9 protein-coding genes are annotated in these 13,961 nt (G+C 71.8%); 5 read left to right on the top strand and 4 right to left on the bottom strand.

All coding sequences use genetic code 11. From position 1 onward, the window contains the following. The first annotated feature begins 27 nt into the window (after nt 1-27). Complete coding sequence (locus CWS50_RS04215; RefSeq protein ID WP_243118458.1) at nt 28-3,369, top strand: Lhr family ATP-dependent helicase; 3,342 nt, start codon at nt 28-30, stop codon at nt 3,367-3,369. Between the two features lie 10 nt (nt 3,370-3,379). Further along, nucleotides 3,380-4,426, top strand: a complete 1,047-nt coding sequence (locus CWS50_RS04220) for an LppM family (lipo)protein (RefSeq protein WP_127841782.1) — start codon at nt 3,380-3,382, stop codon at nt 4,424-4,426. 111 nt (nt 4,427-4,537) lie between these two features. Here CWS50_RS04220 and CWS50_RS04225 read toward each other — a convergent pair whose 3' ends face one another. The 3 genes from CWS50_RS04225 to CWS50_RS04235 form a co-directional block, all read right to left on the bottom strand. Then, nucleotides 4,538-5,149, bottom strand: a complete 612-nt coding sequence (locus CWS50_RS04225) for a class I SAM-dependent methyltransferase (protein ID WP_127841783.1) — start codon at nt 5,147-5,149, stop codon at nt 4,538-4,540. A gap of 87 nt (nt 5,150-5,236) precedes the next feature. After that, nucleotides 5,237-6,595 (bottom strand): MFS transporter, encoded by a 1,359-nt coding sequence (locus CWS50_RS04230; protein WP_243118459.1) that lies wholly within the window; start codon nt 6,593-6,595, stop codon nt 5,237-5,239. Continuing rightward, a complete protein-coding gene (locus tag CWS50_RS04235) occupies nt 6,592-7,092 on the bottom strand; it encodes a hypothetical protein (protein WP_127841784.1) in 501 nt (166 codons plus the stop codon). The genes CWS50_RS04230 and CWS50_RS04235 overlap by 4 nt, the downstream gene beginning before the upstream one ends. 818 nt (nt 7,093-7,910) lie before the next feature. On the opposite strand from CWS50_RS04235, the gene hflX reads away from it, so the two are divergent. The 3 genes from hflX (at nt 7,911) to CWS50_RS04250 (ending at nt 12,701) form a co-directional block, all read left to right on the top strand. Further along, nucleotides 7,911-9,581 (top strand): GTPase HflX, encoded by a 1,671-nt coding sequence (gene hflX, locus CWS50_RS04240; protein ID WP_243118508.1) that lies wholly within the window; start codon nt 7,911-7,913, stop codon nt 9,579-9,581. Next, the gene (locus CWS50_RS04245; RefSeq protein ID WP_243118460.1) at nt 9,559-11,586 is read left to right on the top strand and encodes an ATP-dependent DNA helicase; all 2,028 of its coding nucleotides are present in this window, start codon (nt 9,559-9,561) and stop codon (nt 11,584-11,586) included. Before hflX ends, CWS50_RS04245 begins: the two co-directional genes overlap by 23 nt. 110 nt (nt 11,587-11,696) lie before the next feature. Beyond that, entirely contained in the window at nt 11,697-12,701 is a 1,005-nt protein-coding gene (locus CWS50_RS04250) for an L-lactate dehydrogenase (RefSeq protein ID WP_127841786.1), read from the top strand. Nucleotides 12,702-12,926: 225 nt separating this feature from the next. On the opposite strand, the gene lexA is transcribed toward CWS50_RS04250, so the two are convergent. Continuing rightward, entirely contained in the window at nt 12,927-13,754 is an 828-nt protein-coding gene (lexA, locus tag CWS50_RS04255) for a transcriptional repressor LexA (RefSeq protein ID WP_127841787.1), read from the bottom strand. Nucleotides 13,755-13,961 lie beyond the last annotated feature (207 nt).

Here is a 13,961-nt window from a genome sequence, read left to right on the forward strand (position 1 = left end):
CCCGTGTGCCCGCCACACCCGACCGCCGTGAGCGGCCTCGGCGCGCCCACGGCGGGCAGGGGACAGGTCCGGGTGCCAGGCGGTGCTGTCCAGGCCGAGCCCGTGGTCCACCAGGAGCCCCAGGAGGCGGGCACCACCCAGCGGGCGCTGCCCCTGGAGCCAGGCACCCCTGTCATCGCCCGGGCGCACCACGGCTCGGTCTCCAAGGAGCAGCGCCTAGGCGTCGAGCGCGACCTCAAGGCCGGGCGGCTGCGCTGCGTCGTTGCCACCTCCTCCTTGGAGCTCGGCATCGACATGGGCTCCATCGACCTGGTCCTCCAGGTGTCCCCGCCGCCGTCGGTGGCCAGCGGCCTGCAGCGCGTGGGCCGCGCGGACCACAGGGTCGGAGGACGGCCCCGGGGCGTCATCTACCCGGTGGAGCGGACCCAGCTCGTTGACGCCGTCGTCATGGCCGAGGGCATGCTCTCGGGAGCGGTAGAGCGCACCAGCCTGGTCACTGACGCGCTGGACGTCCTCGCCCAGCACACGGTGGCTGCGGCCTGTGTGGAGGACCTGGAGGCCGACGACTGGTACGCCACCGTGCGCCGGGCCGCCCCCTACGCCGACCTGCCGCGCAGTGCCTTCGACTCCGTCGTGACCATGGTCTCCGGGGGGTACGCCTCCGCGGACCTGACCAGCCTCTCCCCGCTCCTGGTCCACGACCGGCGCACGGAGCGGCTCACGGCCCGTCCCGGGGCGCAACGGCTGGCCGTCGCGGCACCCGGAACGATCCCCGACCGGGGAGTCTTCCCCGTGGTCCTTCCTGAGGGTGCCCAGGGTGCCGGGCGGCGTCGCGTCGGCGAGCTGGACGAGGAGATGGTCAACGAGTCCCGCCCCGGTGACGTCATCACGCTGGGGACCTCCTCCTGGCGGGTCCGGGAGATCACCAGGGACCGGGTCGTCGTCGACCCGGCGCCGGGCAGGAGCGCCCGCCTGCCCTTCTGGCGCGGTGAGGGTCCCGGGCGCCCGGCCGCCACCGGTGCCGCCAAGGGGGCCTTCCTGCGTGAGGCCGCCCAGGCCCTGGAGGACCCCGACGACCCAGACGGCCCCGGTGACTCTGAGGACCCTGACGGCCCTGGCAAGGCCGGTCGCAGGGCTGACGGTGGTGTCAGCGATGGTACCGGCGGAGGTGCTGGCGCCCGGACCGGTAGGGCTGACGGTGGCATGCAGCGTCTGCTGGCCCGGCTCGCCGAGGCCGGTCTGGACTCGGCCGCACGTGACAGCCTCGTCTCCCTCCTGCGCGAGCAGCGCGCCGCCACCGGCGTCCTGCCCTGTGACACCACCCTCGTCCTGGAGAGGTACCAGGAGGCGGACGGCAGCTGGAGGCTGGTCCTCCACAGCCCCTACGGCAGCCGTGTCCACGAGCCCTGGGCCGTCGGGGTGCGGGAGCGTGCTCCCCTGTGGCTCCAGCGGCTGCGGGCCAGCCAGCTCCTGGAGGCCTCCCAGCACCTGAGCGGCCTTCCCGTGGTCACCGAGGCCGCTCGGGAGTGCCTCCAGGACGTCTACGACCTGCCTGCCCTCCACGACCTCATGAGTTGCCTGGCTACAGGAGAGGTGCGCGTGGTGGAGGCGCCCACCCGTGCTCCCTCGCCCTTTGCCTGCCCGCTCCTGCTCGGCTACGAGGCTGCCTTCCTCTACCAGGACGACCTTCCCCTGACCGAGCGCCGGACCCGCCTGCTCTCCCTCGACCCCAGGGCGCTCGCCTCCCTGGTCGGGGACGAGGGCCTTGCCGACATCCTTGACGACGCCGTCGTGGCGGAGGTGGACTCCGAGCTGCAGCGGCTGACCCCCTCCCACCGGGTACGGGCCGACACCGAGGGGGTGGCTGACCTCCTGCGTGAGCTGGGGCCGCTGAGCACCGAGGAGATCGCTCAGCGCTGCGTGCCTGCGCGCAGCCGGGACGCCTCCGGGGACGGCAGTCGTGACAGCGGTGACAGTGGGCAGGACGGGCTTGCCTCGGAGGCCGCCCCCGTCGGTGGCGTGCGCCGTGTCGTGACGGCCCTGCCTGAGGCGCGACGGGCGGTGCCGCTCCTCCTGGGAGGCCGTGAGGTGTGGGCGCGAGCTGAGGACGTCCCTGTCCTCCACGAGGCGCTGGGGACAGACGTTCCCGGCTGGGCGCTCCAATGCAGGTCCGGTCTTCCCGGTGTCCCGGGCGACCCGGGGCTCCAGGCTCCCGGGCAGGCAGGAGAGCTGGTCCTGGCAACAGAGGCAGCCACCGACGGGGACCGCAGGGCGCGGACGGCGCTAGAGGACCTGGTCCTGCGCCGGGCGCGCACCCGCTGCCGCACAGGCGCACGGGACTGCGCGCAGTACCTGGGCCTGGAGGGGCAGCCAGGACACGACAGGGCCGCCCGTGCCCTGGAGCACCTGGAGGAGGAGGGGCTGCTCGTGCGCCTGCCTGATTCCGGTGGGACGACCTGGATGGCTACCGGTGTGCTCGACCGTGGGCGCAGACGCTCACTGGCCCGGGCGCGGGCTGGCGTCGCTCCGGTCCCCCCGCAGGCACTCCAGAGGCTGGTCGCCGACCGGGCCGGTCTCCTCGTCGCGCAGCGGCGCAGTGGCAGTCTGGATGACGACCGTGACAACGACCGTGACGACGGTCTGGACATGAGCCTCGCTGGGGCGCTGGCCAGAGGCGTCGATGCCCTCGCCGAGGTTCTGCCCGCCCTGGAGGGGATGTGGCTGTCAGCCTCCTTGTGGGAGTCTGTGGTCCTGCCCTCCCGCGTCAGCGGCTACAGGCCCGCCATGCTCGACGAGCTGGTCGCCAGCGGCGACGTCGTCTGGCAGGCGCGAGGCGGGCAGGAGGGCGGGGCCGCTGCGGGCGCGGTCGAGGTCGCCTTCTTTCCCACCGACTCGCCCCTGGCGCCGGTTCCAGGCCCGCCCCTGGAGGCGGGGCTGTCCGGGCAGCAGCCGGTGCTGCCACCAGGGCTGGCCGAGCAGGAGACACAGGAGACTCGCGCTCGTCTCCAGGTGACTCCCCCCCGCAGGCAGGGAGCGCGGGTCGTCCTCCTGGAGGGAGAGCCGGTGCTGAGCGCCCCGCAGAACCTGCGGACCCTGGTGTGCTACACCGCCAGCAGCCAGACCCTGGGGTCGGCCGTCCACGCCCTGGTGACGTGGGAGCGGGACCTGGCCTCCAGGCTGCCCGGCCCCACCTCAGCACGGCGCCGGGTGGTTGTCGAGCAGGTCAACGGGATCACGGCACGGGACCCGGCTGTGAGCCAGCTGCTGCGCGAGGCTGGGCTGGTCCAGGACCCCCGGGGGATGCGGCTTCGTCCAGCCGCTCCCCGCCCGCACCCTTTGCGCGTGTCCTGTGCCGAGCAGTTGCGATAGCATCACGCGGGTGAACCGCTCAGCAGTCCCGTCCCTGTCTCCCCGTTCCTCTGGTCGTTCCCCTGGTGGCTCGCGGGCTCCGGGGCTCGTGCCGATGGCCGCTCTCCTGGTCGGCCTCCTGGCGCTGGTGGGCTCGTGGCTCCTGTCCCCTCCGGCGGCCGGGGCCGAGGACGACACCCACGTCGACATGACTGTGACCCTGCACGAGGAGGAGGCCGTTGACATCGCCCTGCTCTTTGCCCGTGAGGGAGCGACCACCTCAGAGACGGAGGACGGCTGCGACCCGGCGGACTTCGAGGAGGAAAGCGAGGAGGTCAGTGGCACGATGAGTGTCGAGGTTGCTGAGCTCGACGGCATGCCTGCCTGCTCCGTGCGTTTCACGGGCCTGCGCCTGCGGGATGTGGAGGACCTCTTCAACGACAGCATCACCGTGCGCCATGCCGACAGCGTCTACGAGGTCGTTCTGGACGAGGGCTTCTTCTCCAGCGCTGACCAGGCGCGGCTGACCGTCCGTTTCCCCGGCGGTGTGGACTCCGCCTCCGGGGCCGGTGAGATCGACGGCTCGACGGCGACGTGGGCCGACGCCACCTCTGAGGACAGGATCCGGGTAACCGGTGGGGACTCGGAGGGGCTGCCCTGGCTCCTGCCCGCGCTGGTCGGCGGCGGGGTTCTCCTGGCAGCTGTGGCGGGAGTCGTCGTCTTCCTGGTGGTGCGCCGTCGTCGCACCGCAGCACCGACGCAGCCCGCAGCGGGCTACGGCGTGCCGGCACCAGGTGCTCCTGGTGCTTCCACCTACCCGGTTCCGGGCCAGCTCCAGGCGCCCACACAGCCACAGGGCGGCTATGCTGCCCAGCCCCAGGCCTCCTACCCCCAGGGGCCTCAGGCTCCCCAGATGCCTTATGCGCCAGAGCAGGGCCAGGCGTCAGGGCAGGTGCCGCCGGTCGGCTACGCTCCCGGCCAGGGGCAGGCTCCCGTTGGTCCGCAGCCCCCAGCGCAGCCTGGCCAGGCTCCAGGGCAGGGCACCCACCCGCCCCAGGACCCGGGTGTCCCGCAGTAAGTTGAGACAAGGCAGGGCCGGACAAGGCTGCGGCGGCCCCTGGCGGGCAGGGTCCGGGTACCGGTGCCAGCCCGCCGGAGTGGCCCCGGTGGCCCTGCCCGTGCTCCCGGGTCAGGAGCGCGCGACCCGCAGCACCCGGAAGCCCTTGGCCGAGGCGGTTCTCCCTGCCTGCCAGCCCTCCTCGACAAGCCACCTGGTCAGGGAGTCCGCCCCCAGGTTCCTGCTCACCACCAGCCAGGCCTCACCGTGCTCAGACAGCAGGGACAGCCACGTGGTGAGCAGGTCGTGGAGAGCCCTCTTGCCGATCCTCACCGGGGGGTTGGACCATATGAGGTCCAGCCTCTGTCCGGACTGCGTCAGTCTGCGCCTAAGGTCGTCGGCCAGGCAAGGGCTGATGTTGGTCAGCCCTGCGCCTGCGGCGTTGCGTCGCGTCAGCTCCACCGCGCGCTCGTTGACGTCTGTAGCCAGGACGAGCGCCTGCGGTGAGGCCCGGGCCAGGGCCAGGGCGATTGGCCCCCACCCGCAGCCCAGGTCCAAGAAGGTGCCGTGCGTCGGAGGCTGTGGCACGTGGTGGAGCAGGACCCGGGTCCCCCGGTCCAGGCGGTCTGCGGAGAAGACCCCTGAGGTGGTGACCACCTCGTAGTCGGTGCCGCGCACGACGACCCGCCGGGTGCGCTCCTGCGCAGACCCGCTGGGCGAGGCGGTGAAGTAGTGCTCGTTCACGGCTCAAGGCTACCGGGCAGGGCGCCTGCTCCCCCCTCTTCCGAGGGCCGTGCGCTTCCTGGGCCGGGTGTCCGTGTGCCAGGCGGCTCAGGCCGCTCGACGAGCCAGGACCGGGGTGCAGGCCAGCAGGAGCGCGAGCACGATGACGACAGCCACCAGACGGGCGCCGTCGACCCCGGCTGTCGTGGGAGCGACGAGTGCCGTGGCGAAGGTCCCCAGCGCTGCGCCCCCGGCAGTGGTCGCCACCGTCACTGAGGTCGCCGCACCGGCCTCGGAGATCCCGTCGTCCTGGCCCTCGGGTGGCTGGCTCACGCACCGGATGAGCGTGTCCTGGTGGGTGAGGCCCATCCCCGTGCCCGCCAGTCCGAAGCCCACGTGCAGCCACCACCAGGGTGGTGCCCCGGTGAAGGCGAGAGCCATCAGTGCGGCACCACCGGTGAGGCACACCGCCCCGGTCGTGCCGCGTGCTCTGTAGTGGTGCGCAGCCCGCGCCGGTCGCGCCCCGCACCACATGGCTGTGACGGACCACAGCACTCCTGCACAGGTCAGCGCCCAGCCGATCGGTCCCGCGCCGAGTCCCAGGACGTCGTGGGCGCCGGGAGAGACCAGGAAGTCCAGGGAGAAGTAGGCCGCACACACCCAGGCCAGCGTGGCTACCGCCGCCCGGCGCCCCGGGGCCAGACGCATGGTTCCCGCCGGAAACACCCGGGCGCAGGCCCAGACCACTGTGGCGGCACCAAGGAGGCAGCCAGGCCAGAACCACCAGCGCCCTGCCGGAGCCAGTCCGATCATCCCCACTCCCGCAGCCAGGGCCAGCGCCGCCGTCCACGGTGCGGCGGCCCCGTCGTCCTTGACGCGCAGACCCCGGATCTCCCGGGACATGACCAGCCGTGCCGCTACCAGCAGGGGGACGTAGCCCACCAGCGCCCACCTCCACCCCCACAGCGTGCTCATCCCGGCGGCGTAGGCAGGTCCCAGGAGGGAGGAGACCACCCACGTCGCTGAGCTGGCTGCCAGGAAGAGGCGTTTCCAGGCCTCGGGCAGCCCCGCCACGAGCACCCCCATGGTGACGGTGGCCAGCGCCCCGGCAGCCAGGCCCCGCAGGACCTCGGCCGCCACGTAGACCTCGATACCCGGGGCCAGGGCACCCGAGACCGCCCCGGCCACCAGGACGGCGGTCAGGACGGTCATGAGCCGGTCCGCCCGCCACCGGGACAGCATCGCCCCGCCCAGGGGCATGGTGAGGAAGGCCGGGACCTGGGCGGCGGCCGTCACCAGGCCGTAGTGGTCGCGGGCGTGCAGGTCGGTGGCCAGCAGGGGCAGGACCGTCTGGTTGATGTAGACCTGCATCCCGGCCAGCAGCTCGACCACGAGCATGGCCAGCACCAGGTGACCCAGCCGAGTGAGCAGCAGGGTCCGGGGTGTGGGGGCGGGGGCCGTGCTCACACCGGCTGTCGCAACCGGGCGGTGTGCAGGCGCAGGAGAACCACGGCCTGCCTGAGCGCGGTCACGACCAGGGCGGGCACGCCGATCAGCATGGCGACCCACATCTTCAGGACCAGCACGAGGAGAGGGGTCATCCAGATGAGGATGACCAGGACGAGGTTGCTCCCCCAGGCGCTGTAGCTGGTACCCAGCGCGGACCAGAACCGTAGCGCCCGCCACCCGAAGGGCCATCCGGCACCGACGGCAGCGAAGGTGAGCCAGCCGCCGACCTCGGACCAGGAGCGCGTGAGGGCGTAGAAGGCCGCAGCGCCCGCGACCGCACCGACGACAGCCAGGACAGCGTCGGTGGTGGTCTTGCCTCCTTCGTGGGACAGCTTCGTCGCGACGCAGGTGGGGCAGCCGACTGCGGGACGACGGGTGGCGCACTCATGGCACAGGGCGGTCCCGCACTCGCAGACGAGCGTGGCCAGGGTCTCAGGATGGTGTAGGCAGTTCATACGGTGAGCCTAGGCGACACAGACGGTCAGGGTGGTGGGAACACCGAGGTGCTGTACACGATCCGTGTGTGGACGGCTACGGGGCCGAGTAGGTTGCACATCTTCAGGTGCTTGGTGGTTGCGCGGGATGGGGGGAGGGGTTGTCTGCTCGGGGCTGGGGTAGTTCGGGGATCCGCGTGCTTCTGCGGGTTGTGCCGGGGATCGGCGCGTGGGGAGCGGGGCCGCCCCTCCCAGGTCCCTCGTGGTGCGGGCTCCATGATGTGCAGCGGCGTGCCCAGTGCACATCATGGAGTTGCTGGTGGTGTGTGGTCCGTGCGGTGGCTGGCCTGCCTTCCGCAGAACTGCGGGGATTCGCCGCATCGTGGTCCCAGCGGTGCTGCGGACAACCAGCCGAAGATGTGCAGCTATGTGAGGTACCGGGCTCCTCTCGCGGGCGCATGTGATGAGTCTCGTCTCAGGGTTGTGCGGATCAGGGCAGGCAGCTATGCTGATCCCATGTGGATTCTGCGTATGCGCTGAGCCGGGGACGCGGCCTTGCTGGCGGTCGCGGCCTCGCCCCGGCTCCGTCCTGCACCGAACCGGGCCCGGACGCACCGGGAAGGTCTGTTGAGCCTGTGCTCCGGACCGTGCCTACGCATACTGCAAGGAGTCTCAAGGTGACCCGTTCTCGATCCACTGTTCCTGCTGCACGTGCCGAGTCTCGGCGCAACGTCCACACCGAGTCCCCCGTCGCCTGGGGGAGTGCCCACGAGCCCTCTGGCGTCCCTGACGACGCCGACGGTCGGCCCCCGCAGGTCCCGCCCGCTGCCGAGGACGTCGTGGCACGTGTCCTGTCCCGGGCCGGAACCGCCCTGGCCTCAACGTCGGGGCACTCCTCCCGTGACGGCCTGGGCAGCCTCGCTGACCTTGACGAGGAGCATGACGACGGCTCGCTGGAACGTGAGGCCCGTGCCGGCCTGCGACGTGTGGCCAGCCTGTCCACCGAGCTCCAGGACGTCTCTGAGGTCGAGTACCGCCAGGTCCGGCTGGAGAAGGTGGTTCTTGTGGGCCTGGACCTCTCCCGCTCCCGGACCGGGAGGAGGAGCGGTCACGGTGTGTCCGGTGCCACCGGCGTGGGCCGGGCCGATGCCACCGACACCGGTCAGGCGGAGCCCCAGCACCAGGGGGAGGCCGTCGGGTCCCAGGACGTCGAGACCTCCCTGCGCGAGCTGGCCGCCCTGGCGCAGACCGCCGGCTCCCAGGTCCTGGACGCGGTGATCCAGAGGCGTGACCACCCCGACCCTGCCACCTACCTGGGCAGCGGCAAGGCGCGCGAGCTGGCGGAGACCGTGGCCGCCTCGGGGGCGGACACGGTCATCGTCGATGACGAGCTCGCGCCCTCCCAGCGTCGCGCTTTGGAGGACGTCGTCGGAGTCAAGGTAGTGGACCGTACCGCCCTCATACTCGACATCTTCGCCCAGCACGCCAAGTCGCGCGAGGGCAAGGCGCAGGTCGAGCTCGCCCAGCTGGAGTACCTGCTGCCGCGCTTGCGTGGCTGGGGTGAGTCCATGTCCCGGCAGGCCGGCGGACGCGTGGCCGGAGGCCAGGGGATTGGCTCACGCGGCCCCGGAGAGACCAAGATCGAGCTCGACCGCCGACGCATCCACACCCGCATGGCCAGGCTGCGGCGCGAGATCAAGGAGATGACCCCCTCCCGCCAGGCCAGACGCGGCTCACGACGGCGCGGCGCCATCCCCTCGGTAGCGATCGCCGGGTACACCAACGCGGGCAAGTCCTCCCTCATGAACCGCCTCACCGATGCGGGTGCCATGGTCCAGGACGCGCTGTTCGCCACGCTGGACCCCACTGTGCGCCGGGCTGAGACCGCTGAGGGGCGCACCTACACCCTGACGGACACGGTCGGCTTCGTGCGCAACCTGCCCCACGAGCTCATTGAGGCGTTCCGCTCCACCCTGGAGGAAGTAGCTGAGGCGGACCTCCTCCTCCACGTGGTTGACGCCGCCCACCCGGACCCTCTGGGCCAGGTCGCAGCGGTGCGTCACGTCCTGTCGGGAGTACCTGGTGCCCTGGAGGTGCCTGAGCTGGTGGTGCTCAACAAGGCGGACCTGGCTGACCCCGTCACCCTGGTGGCCCTGCGTACCGCCCTGCCCGGTGCCGTCATCGTCTCGGCACGCACCGGGCAGGGGCTGGCCGGACTGCGTGAGCGTGTGGAGGAGATGCTGCCTCGTCCTGACGTCGTCGTGGACGTCGTCGTCCCCTACTCGCGCGGTGACCTGGTCTCCCGTGCCTATGCCGACGGAGAGGTCGAGTCCGCCAGCTACACGGAGGCCGGGACCCACCTGGTCGCCCGGGTGGGGCCGGCGCTGGCCGCAGAGCTGAGGGCCGCCTGTGCCGAGGGCGCTGGTGCCGACGAGGCCGTGGAGGACGAGGCCGTGGAGAAAACAGGCGAGGCGCCCGGGGCGGCTGATGGCCGAGTCAGCCGGAGCTGAGCCGACGGGCCGGGAACGGGACAGCATCCTGGCTGTCCTGCAGTCCGCAGTCAGCGAGGCGGGAGGCAGCCCGCGCCAGGGGCAGGCCACGATGGCGGCAGCGGTGGCGGAGACGCTCCAGGACAGGGGCCACCTTCTGGTCCAGGCGGGAACAGGCACCGGCAAGTCCCTGGCCTACCTGGTGCCGGTCATGCTCGACTCGGTCGCTGCCGACCACCGGGTCGTGGTGTCCACGGCCACCCTGGCGCTACAGCGCCAGGTCCTGACCAAGGACGCTCCTGTGGCGGCGCAGGAGGTAGAGCGTGCCACCGGGTCGAGGCCCCGGGTGGCGCTGCTCAAGGGCTGGCACAACTATCTGTGCCGCTACCGGCTGGACGGGGGCTACCCCGCCGAGGACACCGGTGCCGACGACGCGCTCTTCGGCGCCGGGGAGGTGCGGTCGCGGCCGGGAGTCGGCCAGGCGGCCGCCCTGGGGCTGGGGGAGCAGGTGGTCAGGCTGCGGGAGTGGGCCCGGACTACTGACAGCGGCGACCGTGACGACCTCGTACCGGGCGTGTCTGACCGGGCCTGGCGGCAGGTCAGCGTCTCCCGGGCCGAGTGTCTGGGGTCGTCCTGCCCGGTCAGGCAGGAGTGCTTCCCCCGTGCGGCCCGCTCACAGGCCGCACAGGCTGACGTCGTCGTCACCAACCACGCCGTGCTGGGTGTCGTGGCCGCAGGCAGCCCCGGGATTCTGCCTGACCACCAGGTCCTGGTGGTGGACGAGGCCCACGAGCTGGCCGAGCGGGTGCGCTCCCAGGGGACTGTCTCGCTGTCCGGTGCCGCAGTGGCCCGGGCCGCCACGATCGCCCGCAGGCACGCCTCGGTGCTGGTCTCCGACCTGGAGGCAGCAGGTCAGGGGCTGGCAGGGGTGCTGGACGACCTGCCTGACGGCCGACTGGGGCAGGGGCTGCCGCCGACCCTGCGCAGTGCCCTGGTCGTCCTGGACGACGCGACCCGCCAGGTTGCTGCCGACGTGCGTGAGAGGGCCCGTGGTACCGCTGCCCGTGCCCAGGAGGCCGGGGGCGTCAGCATGGCCCGGCAGGCCCTCACCGACCTGGTGGACACCGTGGATCGCCTGACCTCGGACGCGGTGGACCAGGGGCGGGAGGTGGCCTGGGTGGAGAGACCTCGGGCCGGGGCGGAGCCACCACGGCTCATGCTGGCACCCGTTGACGTCGCGGCGCGGGTGGCGACCACCCTGCTGGCGGGCAGGAGCACGGTGCTGACCTCCGCGACCCTGGCGGTGGGCGGAGGTTTTGAGCCGATGGCCCGCACCCTGGGACTGACCCTGGGGGAGGAGTCCTGGCGGGGCCTTGACGTGGGGTCGCCCTTCGACTACCCGCGTCAGGGCATCCTGTACACGCCGACGCACCTTCCTCGTCCTGGCTCCGGTGTCTCGCAGGCCGCGCTGGAGGAGATGCTGGCTCTGGCGGAGGCCTCCGGGGGAGGGATGCTCGGCCTGTTCTCCTCGCGTCTGGCAGCGCAGGAGGCGGCCGAGCTCTTGCGCTCAGCCACCAGCCTGCCCGTCTACGCCCAGGGGGAGGACCCGTTGCCCGCGCTCGTGGAGGCCTTTGCCGCCGATGACGCCGCCTGCCTGGTAGGCAGCCTCAGCCTGTGGCAGGGGGTGGACGTGCCCGGACGTACCTGCCGCCTGGTCGTCATCGACCGTATCCCCTTTCCACGGCCCGACGACCCCGTGGTCCAGGCGCGCACCCAGGCCGTGACCGCTGCGGGCGGCAACGGCTTCATGAGTGTGGCGGCGACGCAGGCGGGCCTGCTGCTGGCCCAGGGCGCGGGGCGCCTCATCCGCAGCCAGCAGGACCGGGGGGTGGTGGCCGTCCTGGACCCCCGGTTGCGCACAGCCCGCTACGGGGGCTTCCTGTCCCGCTCCCTGCCTCCGTTGTGGCCGACCTCGGACCCGCAGGTCGTCCAGGGTGCGCTCACCCGTCTGGCCGCCCAGGACTGAGCCGCTGCGGCTCGCGTACCAAGAGTCCCGCAGCCTGGCCGACGGGACCACGTAGGGTTGGGACCGGGGAGGCCGCTCCCCGTACCGCTAATCGAGTCGGAGGAGACACCGTGTCCGAAGCCACCATCACCAATACTGCTCAAGGCTCCTACCCCACTGCCCGCTCAGGGCGCCCGTCCAAGGTCGCTGTCATCGGTGCAGGTGCTGTCGGGTCCACGCTTGCCTACGCCTGCGTCACCAAGGGCGTGGCCCGCGAGGTGGTGCTCCAGGACATCGCCAAGGAGAAGGTGGAGGCGGAGGCCCTGGACATCGCCCAGGGCATCCAGTTCACCTCGGCCGGTGCAGTCTCCGGCTCCGACGACCCAGAGATCTGCCGCGACGCAGACGTGATTGCCATCACTGCCGGTGCCAAGCAGAAGCCCGGCCAGTCCCGCCTGGAGCTGGCGGGCGCCACGGTGGGCATCATGGAGAAGATCCTGCCACGGCTGGTGGAGGTCGCTCCTCACGCCATCTTCGTGCTCGTGGCCAACCCGGTGGACGTGGTCACCTACTGTGCCAAGAAGATCACGGGCCTCCCAGAGAACCAGGTCTTCGGGTCCGGCACCGTCCTGGACACCGCCCGTATGCGTTACCTGGTCTCCCTGGAGACCGGAACCGCCACGCAGAACATCCACGGCTACATCGCTGGTGAGCACGGGGACTCCGAGGTCCCGCTGTGGTCGTCCACGGAGATCGGCGGGGTGCCGGTCACCCAGTGGGGCCGGACTCTTGACGGGGGCGTCTTTGACGAGGCCAAGCGTGACCGCATCGCCCACGACGTCGTCCGCTCCGCCTACCGCATCATTGAGGGCAAGGGTGCTACGAACTACGCCGTGGGCCTGGCGGTCCAGCGGATCATCTCCGCGGTCCTCAACGACGAGCAGCGGGTGCTGACCATCTCCCCGCTGCTCACCGACTGGCACGGGATCTCTGACGTGTGCATGGCGGTCCCCACTATCGTGGGACGTGAGGGTGCCGGGCGGCGTCTCGAGCTCCCGCTGACCCCTGGCGAGAAGGAGGCTCTCACGGCCTCGGCCGACCACCTGCGCGAGGTGGCGCGCGGGCTGGGCTACTGACCCCGGCCGGTCACCTCTGCCGACAGTCCCGGCTGACGGCCTTGACCGGGCGGCTCCGGTCGTCCTGCTGCGGGACCCAGTGGCCAGCCGGGTCCCAGAGCCGTTCCCCCTCAGGCACCCCTCCGGGCGTCTGAGGGGGAAGGTCTGCTCGGGTGCTGCCCCGGGGTGGTGCGGGGGTATTTCAGAGGTACTGCGGGGATACTGTGGAAGTGCTGCAGGGGCCGGTCACAGGGAGCGCAGGACGGCGACCACCTTGCCCATGATCGTGGCCTTGTCGCCGTCGATAGGGGCGTAGGCGGGGTTGCGGGGCAGCAGCCACTGGTGCCCGTCACGCCGTGAGAGCACCTTGACCGTCGCGCTGGCGCCGTCCGGCTCCTCAATCATGGCGGCCACGACCTCACCGGCCTGGGCGTCAGGCTGGGCGCGTACCACGACCCAGTCGCCGTCGCAGATGGCTGCCTCGGTCATGGAGTCGCCCTGGACCCTGAGCATGAACAGGTCACCGCCCCCCGTCAGACGGCGGGGCAGGGGCATGACCTCCTCCCACTGCTGCTCAGCCAGGATCGGTGCCCCTGCGGCGATGTGGCCGACGAGAGGGACCGGCACTGTCTCCTCCGTCTGCGGCTCCCCGGCGGACAGCAGGCCGCGAGGCGCGCGGGGCACGTCCTCTGCGCGCGACGGTGCCGGGGCCTGGCCCGCCGCCCCTGCCGAGCCGACCGGGCACCTCCGGGCTTCCTGGTCGGTGCGCGCGTTGCCGGGGGTCACTACTTCCATGGCACGGGGGCGTCGGGGGTCGCGACGCAGCAGCCCCAGCCGCTCCAGCTTGTCCAGCTGGTGCTTGACGGAGGAGGGGCTGGTCAGGCCCACGGTGGTGCCGATCTCCCGCAGTGACGGCGGGTAGCCGCGGGACTCGACGGCCTCGCGCACTGCCTCGTAGACGGCCCGGGCGCGGACGTCCAGGTCCGCCAGGAGCCTGCTGGTCGCAGGGGCGCCGGTGCCGCGCGTCCTGGTGCCTACGGCGGCGTGCCTGCCGTGGCTGGTGGTCGTGCTCATTGCCGTGCCTTCCCTGAGCTCGATGCTGCCTGCCGCCGCCCTGCCCGACAGAGGCGGGGCCGGTCGAGCGTTCGTGTCGTAGGCCTGTGGTGGTCTTGATGCGTCAATCCTAGAGTCGATCAGACACGCCATCAAACATGTGTTCGAAGAATGCTGGACGTGTCGGCTCTGGGGCGCTAGCCTGTCGAACAGGTGTTCGTCGAACGT

Source organism: Actinomyces wuliandei (assembly GCF_004010955.1).
In the GTDB taxonomy this organism is placed as follows: Bacteria; Actinomycetota; Actinomycetes; order Actinomycetales; family Actinomycetaceae; genus Actinomyces; species Actinomyces wuliandei.